This window comes from Reyranella sp., assembly GCF_965227665.1.
Lineage (GTDB): Bacteria > Pseudomonadota > Alphaproteobacteria > Reyranellales > Reyranellaceae > Reyranella.
On the sequence record NZ_OZ245767.1, the window covers coordinates 4,261,565 to 4,278,688 of the forward strand.

At 66.6% G+C, this 17,124-nt stretch carries 19 protein-coding genes; 12 read left to right on the plus strand and 7 right to left on the minus strand.

The window, feature by feature from the left end; translation table 11 throughout:
• Positions 1 to 337: 337 nt before the first annotated feature.
• Complete coding sequence (locus ACO07I_RS20605; protein ID WP_422010605.1) at positions 338 to 1,042, minus strand: formylglycine-generating enzyme family protein; 705 nt, start codon at positions 1,040 to 1,042, stop codon at positions 338 to 340.
• A 152-nt stretch (positions 1,043 to 1,194) separates the two neighbouring features.
• Between ACO07I_RS20605 and ACO07I_RS20610 the strand changes: the two genes are divergently transcribed.
• The 4 genes from ACO07I_RS20610 (at position 1,195) to ACO07I_RS20625 (ending at position 2,579) form a co-directional block, all read left to right on the plus strand.
• Positions 1,195 to 1,560 carry a hypothetical protein gene (locus ACO07I_RS20610; RefSeq protein ID WP_422010607.1) on the plus strand — a complete coding sequence of 122 codons (366 nt, stop codon included), beginning with the start codon at positions 1,195 to 1,197 and terminating at the stop codon, positions 1,558 to 1,560.
• 8 nt (positions 1,561 to 1,568) lie between these two features.
• Positions 1,569 to 1,871 (plus strand): hypothetical protein, encoded by a 303-nt coding sequence (locus ACO07I_RS20615; RefSeq protein WP_422010609.1) that lies wholly within the window; start codon positions 1,569 to 1,571, stop codon positions 1,869 to 1,871.
• 24 nt (positions 1,872 to 1,895) lie between these two features.
• On the plus strand, positions 1,896 to 2,111 hold the full coding sequence (locus ACO07I_RS20620; RefSeq protein ID WP_422010611.1) for a hypothetical protein: 216 nt from the start codon (positions 1,896 to 1,898) through the stop codon (positions 2,109 to 2,111).
• A gap of 102 nt (positions 2,112 to 2,213) precedes the next feature.
• Positions 2,214 to 2,579: a hypothetical protein gene (locus tag ACO07I_RS20625; protein WP_422010613.1), complete on the plus strand. Its 366-nt coding sequence runs from the start codon at positions 2,214 to 2,216 to the stop codon at positions 2,577 to 2,579.
• Positions 2,580 to 2,619: 40 nt separating this feature from the next.
• On the opposite strand, the gene ACO07I_RS20630 is transcribed toward ACO07I_RS20625, so the two are convergent.
• Both ACO07I_RS20630 and ACO07I_RS20635 read right to left on the minus strand, forming a co-directional pair.
• Positions 2,620 to 4,521: an ABC transporter substrate-binding protein gene (locus tag ACO07I_RS20630; RefSeq protein WP_422010615.1), complete on the minus strand. Its 1,902-nt coding sequence runs from the start codon at positions 4,519 to 4,521 to the stop codon at positions 2,620 to 2,622.
• Between the two features lie 197 nt (positions 4,522 to 4,718).
• Complete coding sequence (locus ACO07I_RS20635) at positions 4,719 to 5,222, minus strand: DUF2059 domain-containing protein (protein ID WP_422010617.1); 504 nt, start codon at positions 5,220 to 5,222, stop codon at positions 4,719 to 4,721.
• Between the two features lie 137 nt (positions 5,223 to 5,359).
• Here ACO07I_RS20635 and ACO07I_RS20640 point away from each other — a divergent pair, with 137 nt between their 5' ends.
• The 5 genes from ACO07I_RS20640 (at position 5,360) to ACO07I_RS20660 (ending at position 9,782) form a co-directional block, all read left to right on the plus strand.
• Positions 5,360 to 5,962 carry an NUDIX domain-containing protein gene (locus ACO07I_RS20640; RefSeq protein ID WP_422010619.1) on the plus strand — a complete coding sequence of 201 codons (603 nt, stop codon included), beginning with the start codon at positions 5,360 to 5,362 and terminating at the stop codon, positions 5,960 to 5,962.
• A 55-nt stretch (positions 5,963 to 6,017) separates the two neighbouring features.
• Complete coding sequence (locus tag ACO07I_RS20645) at positions 6,018 to 7,673, plus strand: hypothetical protein (protein WP_422010621.1); 1,656 nt, start codon at positions 6,018 to 6,020, stop codon at positions 7,671 to 7,673.
• A 70-nt stretch (positions 7,674 to 7,743) separates the two neighbouring features.
• Positions 7,744 to 8,610, plus strand: a complete 867-nt coding sequence (locus tag ACO07I_RS20650; RefSeq protein ID WP_422010623.1) for a TauD/TfdA dioxygenase family protein — start codon at positions 7,744 to 7,746, stop codon at positions 8,608 to 8,610.
• Positions 8,611 to 8,694: 84 nt separating this feature from the next.
• A complete protein-coding gene (locus ACO07I_RS20655; protein ID WP_422010625.1) occupies positions 8,695 to 8,817 on the plus strand; it encodes a hypothetical protein in 123 nt (40 codons plus the stop codon).
• 116 nt (positions 8,818 to 8,933) lie between these two features.
• Complete coding sequence (locus ACO07I_RS20660) at positions 8,934 to 9,782, plus strand: enoyl-CoA hydratase/isomerase family protein (RefSeq protein WP_422010627.1); 849 nt, start codon at positions 8,934 to 8,936, stop codon at positions 9,780 to 9,782.
• Positions 9,783 to 9,794: 12 nt separating this feature from the next.
• On the opposite strand, the gene ACO07I_RS20665 is transcribed toward ACO07I_RS20660, so the two are convergent.
• Positions 9,795 to 10,433: a hypothetical protein gene (locus ACO07I_RS20665; RefSeq protein WP_422010629.1), complete on the minus strand. Its 639-nt coding sequence runs from the start codon at positions 10,431 to 10,433 to the stop codon at positions 9,795 to 9,797.
• 122 nt (positions 10,434 to 10,555) lie between these two features.
• Between ACO07I_RS20665 and ACO07I_RS20670 the strand changes: the two genes are divergently transcribed.
• Positions 10,556 to 12,433: an adenylate/guanylate cyclase domain-containing protein gene (locus ACO07I_RS20670; protein WP_422010631.1), complete on the plus strand. Its 1,878-nt coding sequence runs from the start codon at positions 10,556 to 10,558 to the stop codon at positions 12,431 to 12,433.
• Positions 12,434 to 12,449: 16 nt separating this feature from the next.
• Here ACO07I_RS20670 and ACO07I_RS20675 read toward each other — a convergent pair whose 3' ends face one another.
• Positions 12,450 to 12,914 (minus strand): YHS domain-containing (seleno)protein, encoded by a 465-nt coding sequence (locus ACO07I_RS20675; protein WP_422010633.1) that lies wholly within the window; start codon positions 12,912 to 12,914, stop codon positions 12,450 to 12,452.
• A 92-nt stretch (positions 12,915 to 13,006) separates the two neighbouring features.
• Complete coding sequence (ybaL, locus tag ACO07I_RS20680; RefSeq protein WP_422010635.1) at positions 13,007 to 14,674, minus strand: YbaL family putative K(+) efflux transporter; 1,668 nt, start codon at positions 14,672 to 14,674, stop codon at positions 13,007 to 13,009.
• Positions 14,675 to 14,766: 92 nt separating this feature from the next.
• On the opposite strand from ybaL, the gene ACO07I_RS20685 reads away from it, so the two are divergent.
• Positions 14,767 to 15,744, plus strand: a complete 978-nt coding sequence (locus ACO07I_RS20685; protein WP_422010637.1) for a Bug family tripartite tricarboxylate transporter substrate binding protein — start codon at positions 14,767 to 14,769, stop codon at positions 15,742 to 15,744.
• A 20-nt stretch (positions 15,745 to 15,764) separates the two neighbouring features.
• Entirely contained in the window at positions 15,765 to 15,908 is a 144-nt protein-coding gene (locus ACO07I_RS20690) for a hypothetical protein (RefSeq protein ID WP_422010639.1), read from the plus strand.
• Positions 15,909 to 15,927: 19 nt separating this feature from the next.
• Here ACO07I_RS20690 and ACO07I_RS20695 read toward each other — a convergent pair whose 3' ends face one another.
• Positions 15,928 to 17,088, minus strand: a complete 1,161-nt coding sequence (locus ACO07I_RS20695; RefSeq protein ID WP_422010641.1) for a mandelate racemase/muconate lactonizing enzyme family protein — start codon at positions 17,086 to 17,088, stop codon at positions 15,928 to 15,930.
• Positions 17,089 to 17,124 lie beyond the last annotated feature (36 nt).

Below are 17,124 nucleotides of genomic sequence, written 5' to 3' on the forward strand. Positions count from 1 at the left end.
CCTCGGTGCCGAAACTTCGACACGACCGATGAGTCGCATATCCGGGTTGCCGAAACCACGGACTGAAATTGCTGAGCGATAGAAGAAGCCCAAGGAGGCTGTCGATGACGCCCTGCGCTAGATCGGCGTCGATACTGTGTCCGTGCTCCGCCGTTGATCGTGTCGTTGCCGGCCCGCCGGTGAAGATGTCGGCGAAGTCCGAGCGTGTGCACGTGAAGCCTGTCGCAAAGACGCCGCCGAGTTCGGGATGGCATCGCGCGGGGAGCGCAATCGAAATAAACGAAACAAGCGAAACAATCGAAACGAAGAGGCCGCGGGCGCGATTCCCGCGTTCTGATCAACCCTTAGCGTCGTAAGCGCAGCGAAACCCTATATAGAGGGCGTAGAAGACGGCGGCCTTCCATTGGGCGCCGTCGGCGCGGGCCTGGGCCGGGCCGTACCACCAGGATCCGCCGGCGGTGAGGGCCTCGTCGCCGCGCCGGTCCGCCAGCCACTCCCAGACGTTGGCGCCCATGTCGTAAAGCCCGTTGACGCCGCGTTTGGTGGTCGCGACCGCGACATGTGCCCGGCGGTTGTTGTTCATGCCGTCGGGGGCGTCGCCCACCGGATACGGGTAGGTTTGCCCCCGGACGTAACCGTCTGTCGGTCGGTCGCGCTGCTCGGTGTAGGCGGCGCTTTGCCATTCGGCGAGCGTAGGCAGCCGGCCGCCGACATGCCGGCAATAGGCCTCGGCCTCGGCCCAGGTCACGTGCACGGCGGGCTCTGAGTCCTGGCCGGGCTGGCCCTGCGGACGCTCGTAGGTCCAGCCCTGCCGCCGCGTCCACCCGCCGGTGTATTCGAAACCGCCGCCCTCGCGTTCGGCCGCCGTGCGGAGAGACGTGGCGCGGGCAAAGGCCCGGAACTGACCGATCGTCACTTCGGTCGCATCGATCCCAAATCCACCGATGCGCACAGGCTCCGGCCGTTGCGCGAGAGAAGGGGCGGCACTGGCGATGACGGCAGCGAGCGATGCGGTGACGATCGTAAGGCGCGAAGGGATCATGGGCGACGTGTTGGTGCGTTTGCGGTGTGCTCGATGACTCGGGGCGCGGTGTAGATCTCCGCGCATTCTCGCCCAGTTCACCGCCGCTGAAAATGGCGGCCGATCTCGGGGATCCGTCATGCAGCCCCGGCCGACCGCGTGCGTTGGGTCCCATGTCCGAACGCCGCCCGCCTCCCAACGACACGCCTCCGAAAGAGACCCCGCCGATCGATCCGCCGCGCAAGGAGGCGCCGGTGCGCGAGCCTTCGGGCCAGGAAGCGCCGCCGCAGGAGGCGCCGCCGGGCCGTGAAGGGGATGGCAAACCCCGGCCGGTCGAGCGCGTGCGGAAGCTGAAGATCGGCGTCCGGGTCGTATGGTGGAGTGCCGTCGTGCTCACCCTGGCCTTCGGCGGCATCGCGTTGTGGCTGGGCGTCGGGCAGCGCGATCCCTTCGCCCTGATCTTCCTCGTGCTGGCGGGCTGCTGCGCGCTCGCCGGCTACGGCACCCTCGTCGCCTTCCGCCGGCCTTCGGCATCCTGAAGGCCTTCATGATCAAACGAGCACTGGAGGATTACATGGCGTTTGCCCCCGAAAAACCCGACCCGAACGAGGCCTCGACGAGCTACAGCGGCACCGGACAGGCCAAGGACGCCCGCCGCGAGGAGAAACGCAGGACGGGCGTCTACGGCGCCGAAGCGGAAGAAGGGCCGGGCTACGAGCGCGAGGACGAGGAGAAGGGCGGCCGCTATGGGCTGGAACCCACCGTCGAGCGGCCCGTCGACGAGGGCAGTTCCGAGACGGAGGTGCCCCCGGCGGCCCGGAAAGTAGATAAGGTGCCGGACCGAAAATGATGCCGGAGACCGGCAGGAGAGTTCATGGGCCAGCCGATTTCCGAAGCCAAGAAGGCGATATTCCTGCAGCGGGCCGAAGCGCGGCTGAATTTCGCCCGCAACCTGCCGGAGGGGCACGCCAATCGCGAAGCCAAGATCCGGGAGGCGGAGAAGGCGCTGCAGACCGCGCTCGCCTCCAAAACCGGCCCCGTGCGGAAGGCGGCCAAACCGGGCAAGGCGAGGAAGAAGCGCGCTCGGTGAGGGCCGTCCTGCCTTGGAAACGGCGCGATTTCGACATCGAAAACGGCTAGAATTCACAGGTAGATTGCGTGTTCGTTGCCACCTTTCGGTGAGGGAAAGTCGATGCTGAAGAAAATCGCCGTGGCCGCCTTGGTCGCCCTGCTTCCCGTCGCGCCCGCTCTGGCCGAGCCGGCCGTCTTCACCTGGACGGGCTACGGGCTGAACGTGCCGGGCAGCGGCAAGTGCCCGACCTACAAGATGACGATCAAGGTGACCGTCGTGGGCACCGACGTCGATGGATGGTTCCAGCAGGAAGGCCGCCCCGAGCGCGGCTTCAAGGCGACGCTGGGCGCCGATCAGAAGTTCAAGACGACGGCGGTCGTGGGCGGCGGCAACAAGATGGACGTGGTCGGCTCGCTGAAGCCCGGCGCCTCGACCATCATGCTCGACGGCTACTGTCTGTTCGAGGGCCCGCTCAAGCCGCAGTGACGGCCCCCTCGACCGTCCTGTGAGACCGGCCTCTGGATCGCTAGCTCGCGATCCAGAAGGTGTCGGGTTCGTACAGGCCGATATAGCCGCCCGGATCCCAGGCCCAGTAGCCCTTCTCCGGCACGTTCCTAACTTTCTTGCCGACCGTCACCGGTTGGCGCACCTCGTTCACCGTGCCGATCGAGAACACCTCCTCGGCATTGACCGCGAGGATCTCTTCCCAGGCCTTGCGGCGTTCGGCGGAATCAGCCGACTGCTCCCACTTCTGCAGCAGCGCCAGCAGGTGCTTGCCCACTTCCATGTCGCAGGGCTCGCCCTGCTTGCCCTTGGATTCGACGTAGAGGCCCCATTTCGGCCATTGCAGCCCGCCCTGCATCACCGGCGTGAATTCGCGCGGGCTGGTGTCGGGGGTGGGCGCCGCGGTGGTGACGCCGGCATAGGCGGTCATGACCGCCTCGCCGGAGGTGGTGCGCAGCCGGAAATTGTCGGTGGTCTGCGGCTTCAGCAGCGCCTTGATGCCGATCTTCTTCCACTGGTCGACAACCAGGGTCATGGTGTCGACCTCGTCGGCCTTCTCGCTGGAATGCTCGATCACGAACATCGCCGGCTGGCCGTTGGGCAGCAGGCGGATGCCGTCGCTGCCCTTCTTGGTGAGCCCGATCTCGTCGAGCAGCTTGTTGGCGGCCTTGACGTCCTGGACCGCCCACTTGGTCGCGTATTCCGGCTTGAACAGGGGCGAGCGCGGCATGATCGTGTTGGCCGATGGCTTGGCCATCCCGCTGTAGACCACGTCGCTCAGCTCGTCCCGGTTGATCGCCAGCGACAGCGCGCGGCGGAAGCGGACGTCGCGGTTAAGCTTGCGCCAGGTCTCGTCGTTGGCGTTCATGTTGGGATAGAACGCGACCTCCGAGCCCGAGCCCTTTTCCCACAGCAGCGCCTTGATGCCGGAGGTCTTGGCGGCATCGCGCAGGAAGGTGTAGTCGCGCAGGCCGAGATAGCGCGGCTGCAGGTCCGATTCGCCGAGGCCCGCCTTGGCCGGGATCAGGTTGGCCGCGACCACCGTCATGATCACGTCGTTGATGTAGGGCAGCTGCTGGCCCTTGCTGTCGATGCGGTGGAAGTAGGGGTTGCGCACGAATACGAAGCGCTGGGCCGGCGGCACCGTGGTCAGCATCCACGGATTCAGGGTCGGCAGGTCGACGTTGCTGTTGCCGTACATCGCGTCCTGACGCTTGAAGACGTTGGACCAGCGGCTGCCCTTGTAGCGCTTGAGGATCTCTTCCTCTTCCGTGTACTTGCCGTGCAGCGTCTTCAGATAGTGCGCCGGGCGGAACAGGAACAGCGGGGCGGCGCGCGCCTGGCTCTCGATGAAGTCGGGATTGGGCTTGTGCCAGGTGTAACGGATCGTCACCGCGTCGAGGATCTCGACCTTGGGCGGCTTGCCCTCGACCAGTAGTTCGACCGAGGGACCGTTGGGTGACAGGTCCTTGTTGTTGGCGATGTCTTCCCAGAAGAAACGGAAGTCCTCGGTGGTGAAGGGATGGCCGTCCGACCATTTGTGGCCGGCGCGCAGCTTCAGGGTGAACTCTCGGCCGTCCTTGACTTCGTAGCTCTCGAGGATGTCGGGATGCAGCTTGAACTTGTCGTCGTACACGATCAGCCGCGTGTAGCTGTAGACGGTCATCAGGCGGGTATCGCGGGTCGCGGCCACCAGCATGTTGAGCTGGCCGCCATGTTTGCCGAGGCCATCGGCGCCCGTGAAGCTCTCAAGGACGCGCGGCTGCTTGGGCAGGCGCTCGGCGACCGGCGGCAACGCGCCCGACTTCACCTTCTCCCGGAGGCCCGGAGTTTCCTGCAGCGTCGGAACGTCAGCGGCGAAAGCTGGCACGCTACGCGCCACCAGCCCCATCAACAGCGCCTGCGTCAGAACTCGTCTCTTCATCGCCAGCCTCACTGTTATTGCCCCAATCCCCGAGCGTGCGGGAATTATGATGCAGAACTAAGGCAAAAATCGTCGCTTTTCTGAAGAATCGGGCCGGGAATAATGGACGCAGTGGGCGCTTCGCGACGCCACGGTCCGTTCGAGGATGGGCTCCCTCGAACGGTTGGGCGGGGTATGCGGTCCTTCGTGGATCAGTCTCAGCTCTTGCTGGTCTTCAGCTTGCGCTTGTCGAATTCGGGCTTCAGCTTGCTCATCACTTCCACCGCGATCTTCTGGCCGAAAGTCTGGGCGACCGTCATGGTCTCGGAGACGATCTGCGGCATCTCCTTGACCATCTTGCGTCCAACCGCCGAGTCGTAGAAGGCGGTGACCTCGCTCAGTTCGTCCTTCGTGAAGTGCTGCGCGTAGACGGCGGCCATGGCATCGATCATGGCCGGAATCTCCTTGGCGAATTCTGCCTGCATAAGGCCGATCACTTCGTTGATCTCGGCGGTCTTGCCAGGATTGGCCCGCTCCAGGCTGGCCTTTTGCGCCATCAGGATGCCGTTCACCATCTGCTGGCTGAGCGCGGTCGAACCGGACTTCTCGAGGAAGGCCTTGGCCTGGGTGAGGGCGGCGGGATCGACGGGTTTCGGCGTCTGGGCCAAAGCGGGCGTTGCGAAAGCAAAGGCGAGTGCGAACAACAGGGTGGGGAGACGCATGATTTCCTTCAATGCTCGAGCGGGCACTAATAAATGCCGGCTGGGCTGCGAAGGTTCCCATGCTTGTTCAGGGCCCGGGTGACGCTGCTATCATCGCCCGCTGAACCTACCGCGCGAGCGCGGCAACCGAGGGCGAGATGGCATCTGAACAGCGCGGTGAGCCGCTTCACCCGATCGGCAAGAAGGGTCCCTGGACGGTTCTGTCTGCCGAGGACGTGTATGAGAACCCGTGGATCCGGGTCACGCATCACGAGGTGCTGACACCGGCCGGAACGCCGGGCCTCTACGGGCTGGTCCATTACAGGAACCTGGCCATCGGCGTGGTACCGGTCGATGCGGAGGGGCACACCTACCTGGTCGGCCAGTATCGCTTTCCGCTCGACGCCTACAGCTGGGAGATTCCCGAGGGCGGCGGAGCGCAGGGGGTCGATCCGCTCGACTCGGCGGCCCGCGAGCTGCGTGAGGAGACGGGGCTCGTAGCGCGCCACTGGCGCAAGCTGCTGGAGGCGGACCTGTCGAACTCCGTCTCCGACGAGCGCGCCGTCGCCTACCTCGCCTGGGGCCTGGCGCAGGGCGAGGCCGAACCGGAAGCCACCGAGGAGCTGGCGGTCAGGCGCGTGCCGCTTGCCGAGGCGTTCCGCATGGTCGAGGCCGGCGAGATCCGCGATGCGCTGAGCGTGCTGTCGTTGCAGGCCGTCCGCCTGCTTCAGCTGGAAGGAAAGCTCGACCTGCCGGACTGAGCCCGGCGGAGCGGCGTGGTAGACGAAGGTGTCGGACGGTTGATTCAGAGGTTGAATGTCAAGGATTGCGCTCAAGCCAGGAGAGCTCGGCTCGTATGTGCGGCAGGACGGGCCGCTCGGGGGGCGAGGGGCCCGGACGATCTGCGTTCTGCTCGTGCTCGTCGTGCTGGCCGCCAGCGCGGCCCTGCTCGTACTGCCGCCCAAGGTCTATTCGCGGACCATGGTCTGGGACTTCCTGTTCAACCTCTCGGGTGCCTGGGCGATTTTCAACGGCCTGTCGTTCCATACCGACGTTCACGATCCGCTGGGCGGCGGATCGTTCTGGTTGACCGTGCTCGGCTTTCGGCTGGTCGGGGTGTCGCTCTGGGCCTTCCTCGTTGGCAAGATCGCGATGTCGGCGATCGTCTTTGCGTTCGCGACGGTCGTGACGCTCAGGCGCCTCGCGCCTGTTCCGGCGGCGGTGTTCATCCTCATGGTGTCGCAGCTCTGTCTTCTGCCCACGAACACCGGTGACCTGCTCGACGATTTCACCTTCGCGATGCCTTACAATCTCTATGGCTGGTCCGTCATCAGCGTGCTGGCGCTGGCGCTGTTCCTGCCGCCGGCGGAGGATGGCAGGGGACACTGGTGGGACGTCGCTTCCGTCGCGTGCCTGCTCGCACTCCTGTTCTATCTCAAGATCACCTATTTCCTGGCGGGCCTCGGCATCTGCGTCGCGGCCTTCGTCGTGAATCCGTCGGTGTTCGAGCGGTGGCGGAGCTGGGCCGTCGCGATGATCGCAACGACGGCCGTCCTGATGGGGCCGTGGAACTGGCCCTACCTCGCCGACATTTCGTCGGCGATCGGTTCGGGCGCGGTGAGATCGCGGGTCCTCGAGCTGATGGTCATGTTCTCGGCCAACGCGTTCGAGCTGGCGATCTATCTGGCGGTCCTCCTCGTGGCCGTCGGGCTCTGGCGGGCGAAGTGGGTTTCCTTCCGTCTCATCCTGGCGGCACTTGCGCTCTACGGGGCGAGTGTCGCGATTCTCAGCCAGAACGCGCAGCTTCGTGGTCTCACACTCTGTTCAGTTTCCTTCTTCCTGTTGTACGGGCCGCTGAGCCAGCGGAGTCCGTCCGGGGACTTCCGGCAAACCTACCATCTCGCGGCGCTGCTGATCTTGCCGGTCATCATCTGCGCGAACACGACCCTCAGTCTCGGCCTCTATGCACGGCGCGGGTTCAGCGACTTCAACGTCCATACGGTCGAGACGTCCGCGCTGAAGGGCCTGTCGGTCCCCATCGAGATGGTGCCCGCCTGGTACGCCCTTTCGGCGCGGAGCGGCGACTATTCGTGGCGTTCGCGGACGCGCTCCGTCCATGGCGATCCGCCGGTCACGCAACTTCAGTATGTACAGACCATTCTCGAGGCCGTCGGGCTCCTGCAACGAGACGGTCGCGAACCGGGCGGGGTCGCGGTGATCGACCAGGTCAATCCGCTGCCCTTCGCCCTGGGATGGGCGCCGCCAGCCGGCGGCAATCTCTGGTACGATCTCGGCTTTCCCTGGCCGAGCGCCGAAGTCGCCCTCGCGAACGTGCGTTATGTGCTGGTCCCGAAATTCCCGACGAGCGTCGAGATTACGAAGGAGGCGTTGCGACGCTTCGAGCCCTACCTGGCACGCCACTATCGATTGGAACGCGAGTCGGAGAGCTGGCAGCTTTTCACCCGACAGTAATCGGCGGTCTGGCCGTCACGCCGCAAATCGGGGAGACTGTGAGCCGACGACATCACGGAGTTCGCCCGCCATGACTCAGCTCCAGTACGAAGCGCTCCATCCCGAATTCGGCGTCCGCATTCGCGGCCTCGATGTCGGCAAGCCGCTCGCGCCCGATCTCGTCGTCGAGATCCGTGCCGCGATCGACCGATATTCTTTCGTCTGCTTTCCCGATCAGTCGATGGACGACGAGCGGCAACTCGCGCTCACGCGCCAGCTCGGCAACCCCGAGCCCAGCCATACCAGCGTCGGCAAGGTCGAGTATTTCGGCACGATCGGCAACGTCCAGAAGGATGGCACGGTGCTGGGCAATACGCACAAGAAGACGATCTTCCTGACCGGCAACAACATGTGGCACTCCGATGCCTCGTTCAAACCGGTGCCGGCGTTCCTGTCGATCATGTGCGCTTACGAGACGCCGGCCGAGGGCGGCATCACCATGTTCGTCTCCCTGCGCGCCGCCTACGAGCGGCTGTCGCCCGAGCGCAAGGCCGAACTCGAGCCGCTGGTCGCCATCCACGACTACGTCCATTCGCGCTCCAAGGTGGCGCCCGATGCCGTGTCGCCCGAACTGGCGGCTTCGCTGCCGCCGGTGCGCCAGCGGCTGGTGCGGACCAATCCGGTTACGGGTGCGAAGAACCTGTTCCTCGGCAGCCATGTGCGCGAGATCGAGGGCATGAGCTTCGCCGCCGGCCGCGCCCTGATCGACGAACTGACCGACGAGGCGATCCGGCCCGAGCACGTCTATCACCACGCCTGGCAGCCGGGCGACGTCGTGCTCTGGGACAATCGCTGCCTCTTGCACGCCGGCAGCGGCTACGACGCCGACCGCCACCGCCGCTACATGCGCCAGACCCGAGTCAGCGGCGCCTGCTCGTCGCTGGACGAGGCCGCCTGACCGCGCCTCGATGCGCGAGGCGTGACCTGAGAGGCGCTGCGAAACTGCGCCCATGACGGTGGTCTTGCGCCGGCCGATGACGTCGTGCTCTGGGACAATCGCTGCCTCTTGCACGCCGGCAGCGGCTACGACGCCGACCGCCACCGCCGCTACATGCGCCAGACCCGAGTCAGCGGCGCCTGCTCGTCGCTGGACGAGGCCGCCTAACCGCGCCTCGATGCGCGAGGCGTGACCTGAGAGGCGCTGCGAAACTGCGCCCATGACGGTGGTCTTGCGCCGGCCGATACTGCGCCTCCGCCTGATCAGAAGTGGAGGAAACACGCATGGCGCCGAAGCTTGTCGACTACCTGTCCTACGAGCCCAAAGAGAACGGAATCCTTTGGATCAGGTTCAACCGCCCGGACCGGCTCAACGCGCTCGTCGGGACGGCGGAGGAAAACGGTACCGTCGCCAAGGTCGGTGAGTACATGCGCGCCGGTGACGACGATCCGAACATCCGCGTGATCGTGCTCACCGGTGTCGGCCGCGTCTTCTGTGCCGGCGCCGACCTGCGCTCGAAGATGCCGGCGGAGGTGACAGGGGAGGAGTTCCCCGGCAATCGCGGTTCGCACGCGGGCCCCGATGCCGCGCGCCAGCACTTCTTTCACGGCTTCACCAAGCTCCACCGCGACATCTCGCTGATCCGCAAGCCGACCATCGCCATGATCAACGGCCCGGCGGTCGGATCGGGCATGGACATGGCGCTTCACTGTGACATCCGCATCGGCTGCGAGAAGACGCGCTTCATCGGCTACCAGAATGCCGGCCAGATCATCGAGAACGGCGGCTCCTATTACCTTCCAAAGATGGTCGGTCTCGGCCGGGCGCTGGAATTCGCCTACACGGGCGAGCTCGACGCCGAGCGCGCCTATAACTGGGGCATGCTCAATCACCTCGTGGCCTCGGACAAGCTCGAGGAGACCACACGGGCCTTGTGCGACCGCATCATCAAGGTGCCGCCGCTCGTGCAATGGGTCGGCAAGCGCATCATGCGCGCGGCGCTCGACAGCACCATGGAGACCACCATGGTCCTCACCTCGAATGCCGGCGGCATCCTGAACGGCTCCGAAGATGCCAAGGAAGCGCGCCGCGCCTTCGCCGAGAAGCGCCCGCCGGCCTTCAAGGGCCAGTGATCGAGGTCTCCGCTACTGCGGCCAGCCCAGTTCGATCTCGACGACGAGGGGCTTGACCTGACGCATCGCGGAGTCGGTCGAGGAGAATTCGACGTCGCCGTTCACCTTGTCGAGCGCATCGCCGGGCGCGTCGCTCGGCGGGTCGAAGCGCAGCGATAGATTGCAGCCGCCGACCGGCTTGGCCAAGCGGCCGTCGTCCCAGCCGTTGGTATAGCCGCCGAGGTCCCAGCCGAAGCCCGTCAGGGTGAAGGGCTTGCCGTTCATCGCCTCGATTTCCGCCAGCGTGGCGCCGTTCGCGACCGGCTTGTCCAGGCCGGTGACGGCGGCCGGCCAGGTCGACCCGTTGCGGATGATGACGACGTTCGGGCGGGCATAGGAATCGTGCCACAGGATGTCGATGCGCTTCACCGGATCCTTCGCGAAGATCGCCGTTCCGGGCTCGGTGTTGCCCTCTCCGACGGGGATGTCGGTCCGTTCGACATTGGCGGCCCCGAACACCTGCGCGAGCTTGCGTTCGTCGGAATCGCGGGCGAAGGGGCCGGTGCAGTCGAGGACAGTCGGAAGCTGCTGCGCCTGCGTGATCGCAGGTACTGCAATTGTGACGCAGACCAGAGCCAGGAGGCCTCGGGGCAGGAACAGGGATGGTGACATCTCGCTCTCGAACCGCTCTGGCGGCAAAGGCCCCCGGAGCGCCATATTGTGGCCGCTGCAAGGGAGCAGCAGCATGACCGAAGAGTTCGTCTTTTATCACACCGGACGCTGACGCGAGACTGATGTCATCTCCCATCACCACCCGCAGGCTGGCGACGATCCTGTTCGCCGACGTCTCCGGCTACAGCCGCATGATGCGCGCCGACGAGGAACGCACCCTCGTCGACCTGCGCGCGCATCTGGCCGAACTGGTGGCACCGGTAATCGAGCGGTTCGGCGGCCGCATCGTGAAGACGGTGGGCGACGGCGTGATGGTCGAGTTCGGCAGCGCCGTCGAGGCGGTGCGGTCCGCAGTCGAGCTGCAGCGCGGCATGGCGGGGCGTAACGAGGGCGTGCCGGCGGAGCGGCGGCAGACCTTTCGCATCGGTCTGCACCTGGGTGACGTGATCGCCTCCGACGACGATGTGTTCGGCGACACGGTGAACCTCGCTGCCCGGCTGCAGGGCGTCGCGGAGCCGGGCGCCATCGTGCTGTCGACCGCGGTCTACGAGCAGGTGCGCGACAAGATCGATCTGCCGTTCCGCGACCTCGGCAACCGCTCGGTGAAGAACATCGACCGGCCGGTCCATGTCTATACGCTGGACTCCGCGGCGCTCGCCGAAGGCGCGGCCGCACCGCCCCGGCCGCGGCGACGCAAGCGCATGGCGGCCGCCGTTGCAGCCGTTGCGGCGGTCCTGGTGGCGGGGGCGGGGGGCTTGGCCTATTTCTCCGGCCACCTCCTGCCCGCGGACGAGGCGGTGGCCGCCGCGCCGGTGCCGGTCGAGACCGGCCTGTCGGTGGCGGTGCTGGTCTTCGCCAACCAGAGCGGCGATCCCGGCCAGGACTATTTCTCCGATGGGCTGACCGAGGACATCACGCGCGCCCTGGGCCGCTTCAAGCAACTCACGGTTCTCTCCTACGGGGCGGTGCTGCCGTTCAGAGCCAAGAACCTGCCGCCGCAGGAGATCGGCCGCGCGCTGCGAGCCCGCTACATCGTGGGCGGCACGGTGCGCCGCATGGGGCAGCGGGTGCGGGTCACCGTGCAGTTGAGCGACGCGATGACCGGGACGCAGCTCTGGTCTGAGCATTATGACGACGACCTCGGCGATATCTTCGCGGTGCAGGATCGCATCGCCCGCCGCATCGCCGGCACGCTGGCGACCAACCTGCAGCAGCTCGCCGCGCAGCAGTCGCTGCGCAAGCCGACCGACAATCTCGATGCCTACGACATGCTGCTGCGCGGCCGCACCCGGGCGGCAGAGACGACGCCGTCGGGCAATCGGGCGGCGCGCGAGATGCTGGAGAAGGCGATGGCGATGGCGCCGGCCTATGCCGATGCCTATGCCGAGCTGGCCGGCGTTCATTTCGAGCGCGCCACCTTCGGCTGGTCGGAATTCCCCCAGCAGGACATCGATACCGCGATCCGCTACGCCCAGAAGGCGATCGATCTCGACGAGGAGAACGTGCTGGCGCATGGCGTGCTGGCCCGCGCCTATGCCGCGACCCGCAAGTACGATCTGGCAATGGCCGAATCGGAGCGCGCGCTGGAGATCAACCCCAGCGACGCCGAGGTGCTGCGGGCGCGGGCCGCGGTGCTGCTGTGGACCGGCCGCATCGAGGAATCGATCGCGACCGCAGAGATCGCCAACCGCCTCAACCCCAACATCGGTCCCGAGGCGGCGCTCAATCTTGGCATCGCCTATCTGCTGAGCGGGCGCTACGCCGACGCGGTGCGCCTGCTCGAGACCGTGCGCGCCCGCTTCCCGGCCTATCCGCTACTCGACCTGCCGCTGGCCGGTGCCTATGCCGAGATGGGACGCGCGACCGAAGCCACGGAGGCGATGGAAGAGGGCCGGCGCAAGAACCCGCATCTCGAGGCCGCAAGCTTCGGGACGCGCTTCCAGGATCCGGCGCTGCAGCAGCGGCTCGCGGCAAGCCTGCGCAAGGCCGGTCTGAACTGAGGCGGAGATCGCCGGATTACTGGTTCGTCGTCTTCTTCAGGTTCTGCCAGTTGCCATTGGCCCGGGAGGCATTGGCGCCCGCATCCTCGCGAAACCGCTGTGAGCCCGCGGCGCTGGCAAAGACATAGAGGCGGCCGTTCGAAATGGTCCAGATCGTCGGGTCGGATTCGCGCAGGTTGCCGTTGGCCATGTTCATGGCGCACTGGCCGCCGAATTGCGGGGCGTATTTGTCGGGGTCTGCCCTGAACAGGTCGCGGTGGCGGGCGCTGACGAAGCGGTAGCGCACGCCGTCCCAAACAAGTTCGAAGTCGGCGCTGCCCGCGGTCGGGGCGCCCAAGGTGAAATAGGCTACCGGATCGTAGCCCTTCAGTCCGAGGCGGGCGGCGCTCGCCGGGTTCTGCGCCCCGGCGGCAGACGCTCCCGTCAGGCCGCCGACGAGGGCGGCGGCCATTCCCTGCAGGAATGCACGGCGCTTGCTCATGTCTTGCTCTCCCGATCCGCCGGCGATCGCGCCGGCCGTTTCGCGAGATGGGTCTCGATTGGGGCGGAAGAGGGGCGTCCTGCGAACGTCGTTCAAGCCGGCCGCGGAGACGTGTCGGCCCGGCCGCGCTCCAGCATGCGGTGGGCGATCTCGGTCTCACCCAGGACGATGAGGTTGGCGCCCAACTTCTCGAAATGCTCCACCGTCGCGCTCGAATGGGCGCGGGCCAGGATGTCGAGTTTGGGATTGGCGGCGCGGGCCTGCTCGACGATCTGGCCTGCCTCGAACGGCTCCGGGATGGTGACGTAGAGACGTCGGGCGCCGGCGAGATTGAGGGCGGCGATGATCGCCGGTTCGGCGGCGTTGCCGGTGAAGACTTCGGCGCCGTCGCTGCGGGCGCGCGCCACGCCGGCATCGCTCGCCTCGACGACGATCATCCTTGCGCCGTCACCCCGGAGGCCGGCACCGACCAGCGAGCCCACGCGGCCATAGCCGACCACGATGTCATGGCCGGTCAAGGTCGTCGGCGCGAGGTCGGTCGCGGGCTCGTCGGGCCGGGCCGGCGGCGCGTCCGGCTTCTCCTGCGCGAGACGTTCGAGGAAGGTGAAGATCAGGGGATTGAGCATGATCGACACGATCGCGCCGGCAAGGACGAGGTCGCGCGACTCCTTCGGCACCATGCCGAACCCGATGCCGATGCCGATCAGGATGAACGAGAACTCGCCGATCTGCGCCAGACTCGCTGACACGGTGAAGGCGGTCGACCGGCTGTGCCCGAACGCCCGGACGATGAAATAGGCGGCCACCGACTTGCCGACTACGATGATGGCGATGGTGGCGATGACGGCCATGGGCTGCTCCACGAACACCGCCGGATCGAGCAGCATGCCGACCGAGACGAAGAACAGCACGGCGAAGGCGTCGCGCAGGGGGATGGCCTCCTCCGCGGCGCGCTGGCTGAGATCGCTTTCGCCCAGCACCATGCCGGCGAAGAACGCGCCGAGCGCGAAGGAGACGCCGAACAGATGGGCCGCGCCGTAGGCCACGCCGAGGGCGATGGCATAGACGGCGAGGCGGAACAGTTCGCGCGAGCCGGTATGGGCGGTGAAGTGCATCAGCCAAGGGATGACGCGCCGGCCGACGATCAGCATGATCGCCACGAAGATCGAGACCTTGGCCAGCGTGACGAGCAGCATGAACAGGATGCGGGTGGGCGGCACGCCGTTGCCCTCCGTCGCCACCGCCAGCGCCGGCAGCAGCACCAGCGCCAGCACCATCGCGAGGTCCTCCACCACCAGCCAGCCGACGGCGATCCGGCCGCGTTGGGTCTCGAGGATGTGCCGCTCCTGCAGGGCGCGGATGAGGACGACGGTGCTGGCGACCGACAGGGCAAGGCCGAATACCAGGCCGGCGATCGGCGGCCAGCCCAGCGCCCAGGAGAGGCTGGCGCCCATCAGGGTCGCGACAGCGATCTGTCCGACGGCACCGGGGATGGCGATGCGCCCGACCGACAGCAGATCCTTGAGCGAGAAGTGCAGGCCCACGCCGAACATCAGCAGGATGACGCCGATCTCGGCGAGTTCGGTGGCCAGGGCCGGGTCGGCCGTGAAGCCCGGCGTGTAGGGACCCACCAGGACCCCGGCCAGCAGGTAGCCGACCAGCGGCTGCACCCGCAGCCTCTGGGCGATCAGACCGAGCACGAAGGCGAGCATCAGTCCCGCAGCGATCGTCGCAATGAGCGGGGTCTGATGCTCCGGCATCCGGTTTCTCTCAGCGAGTGAATGGACGCTTCCGGTGTGGCGCGCCTCCCTGGAAATTGCAATCAGTCTGAGCGGAATTGGGGAGGTTAGAGATGACGATATCGCGACGCGAACTGCTGGGCAGCGGCCTGGCGTTGTCGATGGTCGGCGCCGCAGCCGCACCGGTGCGGGCGCAGGCCTATCCCACCAAGCCGATCCGCTGGATCGCGCCCTTTGCCGCCGGCGGCAATTACGACCTGACGTCCCGGCTGGTGGGCGAGGGCATGTCGCGCACCCTGGGCCAGACTGTGCTGGTCGACAATCGGCCGGGAGCCGGCGGCCTTGTGGGCGCCGAAGCGGCGGCCAATGCGCCGGCCGACGGCTACACTGTCGTCATGGGCAGCTTCAGCGTGCTGTACGTGTCGCCCTATCTCGCGGGCAAGCCGTCGCTGGTGCCGATGTTCGCGCCGATCAGCCTGCTGTCGACCGTGCCGATGATCCTCGTGGGCAAGCCCGACGGCCGCTTCGCCGACATCCGCGCGGCGCTGGCCGAAGCGAAGGCGAAGCCGGGCACGGTCAGCATCGGCCACGCCGGCAACGGCACGACCAACCACATCGCCATCCTGCGCCTCGAAGTGAACGAGGGCGTGAAGTTCAACATCATCCCCTACAAGGGATCGGGCCCCGGCCTTACCGACCTGATGTCGGGCCAGATCGATCTCTACATGGACCAGCTCACCACATCGCTGCCGCACATCAAGTCGGGCAAGCTGAAGGGTATGCTGGCGATGAGTCCCGACCGGGTCGCGCAATTGCCGGACATGCCGTCGCTCACCGACATTGGCAGCAAGCCGTTCGATGGCGGCACGACGGCCGGCGTGCTGGCACGTGTCGAAACGCCGAAGCCGATCCTCGAGACCCTGAATGGGGCGGTCGTCACGGCGTTGAAGGATCCCGCGATTGCCGCGAAGCTCGCCGAGCTGGGCGCCGTGCCGCGTCCCTCCACGATGGAGGAGTTCGCAGCTTACATGAAGGACCAGGAGGCGGGCGTTAGCGCACTTGTGAAGTCTGGTTTGTTGAAACCTTCCTGAGCGGGTGCCATGTCGGCGCCATGACATCTCTCATCAGAACGATCACGCTGGTCATGGCCATCGCCGTGGCTGGCGCCTTGGCGGGCTGCTCGGGCTCAGGCATCCCGCAGGACGACCGGTATCAGACCCACGGCAACGGCAGCTGGGACAACTGGCGCGGCTGACCGGGGGGAAGGAGAGCCCTCAGGCGATCTCCTTCATCACCGCCCATAGATCGGCCTTGCGTTCGAAGCCGATGCCCGGCGCGTCGGGCAGCGACACGCGGCCGTCGACCACGGCGCAGTCGTCGGCGAAGCCGCCGAACGGCGCGAAGACCTGCGGATAGGATTCGTTTCCGCCGCATTGCAGGCCTACGGCGATGTTCAGCGCGAACTGATGTCCGCCATGTGGCACGCAGCGCCGCGGCGACCAGCCGTGCGCCTTCAGCATCTCGAGCGTGCGCAGATATTCGACCAGGCCGTAGGACAGGGCAGGATCGTATTGCAGGATGTCGCGGTCGGGACGCAGGCCGCCGTGGCGGATCAGGTTCCGTGCATCCTGCATCGAGAACAGGTTCTCGCCGGTGGCGAGCGGCGGGGCGTATTCGGTAGCGAGCGCGGCGTGCGCCAGATAGTCGAGCGGATCGAGCGGCTCCTCGTACCAGCGCAGGCCGAAGCCCTGGATGGCGCGGCCGAACTCGATCGCGGTGGTGAGGTCGAACTTGCCGTTGACGTCGACCGCCAGCCGCTCGCCGGCGCCGACGATCTCCAGCACCGCCTCGATGCGCTTCAGGTCCTCGGCCAGCGGCACGCCGCCCACCTTCATCTTCACGCAGGAATAGCCGAGGCCGAGATAGTGCTTCATCTCGTCCTTGAGCCCGTCCAGCCCCTTGCCGGGATAGTAGTAGCCGCCGGCGGCGTAGACCCAAGCCTTCTCATCGGCCTGGCCGCCATTGTAGCGGTCGGCCAGCAGCTTCCACAGCGGCACCCGACTGGCCTTGGCGACGGCATCCCAGATCGCCATGTCGAGCACGCCGACCGCGACCGAGCGCTCGCCGTGACCGCCGGGCTTCTCGTTGGCCATCATGACCGGCCAGCACTTTGCGGGATCCAGCAGCCCCTCGGCATCGAGCAGCGAATCGGGTTTGGCCTGGTTCAGCCGCGGAATGAAGCGCTCGCCCAACAAGCCGTGCTGGGCGTAGCGGCCGTTGGAGTTGAAGCCGAACCCGACCACCGGCTTGCCGTCGACCATCACGTCGGTGACCACGGCCACGACCGATGCGGTCATCTGACTGAAATCGATATAGGCGTTGGCGATGTTGGAGCGGATGGGCGAGACGATGTCGCGGATGGCGACGATGCGCATGGGGGCGTCCGTGTCTGGGAGGGCCGGGTCCCGATC

Excerpts from the sequence above, each read along its gene's own strand:
- ACO07I_RS20605 (WP_422010605.1), bottom strand. The coding sequence starts at position 1,042 with ATGATCCCTTCGCGCCTTACGATCGTCACCGCATCGCTCGCTGCCGTC.
- ACO07I_RS20610 (WP_422010607.1), top strand. The coding sequence starts at position 1,195 with ATGTCCGAACGCCGCCCGCCTCCCAACGACACGCCTCCGAAAGAGACC.
- ACO07I_RS20615 (WP_422010609.1), top strand. The coding sequence starts at position 1,569 with ATGATCAAACGAGCACTGGAGGATTACATGGCGTTTGCCCCCGAAAAA.
- ACO07I_RS20620 (WP_422010611.1), top strand. The coding sequence starts at position 1,896 with ATGGGCCAGCCGATTTCCGAAGCCAAGAAGGCGATATTCCTGCAGCGG.
- ACO07I_RS20625 (WP_422010613.1), top strand. The coding sequence starts at position 2,214 with ATGCTGAAGAAAATCGCCGTGGCCGCCTTGGTCGCCCTGCTTCCCGTC.
- ACO07I_RS20630 (WP_422010615.1), bottom strand. The coding sequence starts at position 4,521 with ATGAAGAGACGAGTTCTGACGCAGGCGCTGTTGATGGGGCTGGTGGCG.
- ACO07I_RS20635 (WP_422010617.1), bottom strand. The coding sequence starts at position 5,222 with ATGCGTCTCCCCACCCTGTTGTTCGCACTCGCCTTTGCTTTCGCAACG.
- ACO07I_RS20640 (WP_422010619.1), top strand. The coding sequence starts at position 5,360 with ATGGCATCTGAACAGCGCGGTGAGCCGCTTCACCCGATCGGCAAGAAG.
- ACO07I_RS20645 (WP_422010621.1), top strand. The coding sequence starts at position 6,018 with ATGTCAAGGATTGCGCTCAAGCCAGGAGAGCTCGGCTCGTATGTGCGG.
- ACO07I_RS20650 (WP_422010623.1), top strand. The coding sequence starts at position 7,744 with ATGACTCAGCTCCAGTACGAAGCGCTCCATCCCGAATTCGGCGTCCGC.
- ACO07I_RS20660 (WP_422010627.1), top strand. The coding sequence starts at position 8,934 with ATGGCGCCGAAGCTTGTCGACTACCTGTCCTACGAGCCCAAAGAGAAC.
- ACO07I_RS20665 (WP_422010629.1), bottom strand. The coding sequence starts at position 10,433 with ATGTCACCATCCCTGTTCCTGCCCCGAGGCCTCCTGGCTCTGGTCTGC.
- ACO07I_RS20670 (WP_422010631.1), top strand. The coding sequence starts at position 10,556 with ATGTCATCTCCCATCACCACCCGCAGGCTGGCGACGATCCTGTTCGCC.
- ACO07I_RS20675 (WP_422010633.1), bottom strand. The coding sequence starts at position 12,914 with ATGAGCAAGCGCCGTGCATTCCTGCAGGGAATGGCCGCCGCCCTCGTC.
- ybaL (WP_422010635.1), bottom strand. The coding sequence starts at position 14,674 with ATGCCGGAGCATCAGACCCCGCTCATTGCGACGATCGCTGCGGGACTG.
- ACO07I_RS20685 (WP_422010637.1), top strand. The coding sequence starts at position 14,767 with ATGACGATATCGCGACGCGAACTGCTGGGCAGCGGCCTGGCGTTGTCG.
- ACO07I_RS20690 (WP_422010639.1), top strand. The coding sequence starts at position 15,765 with ATGACATCTCTCATCAGAACGATCACGCTGGTCATGGCCATCGCCGTG.
- ACO07I_RS20695 (WP_422010641.1), bottom strand. The coding sequence starts at position 17,088 with ATGCGCATCGTCGCCATCCGCGACATCGTCTCGCCCATCCGCTCCAAC.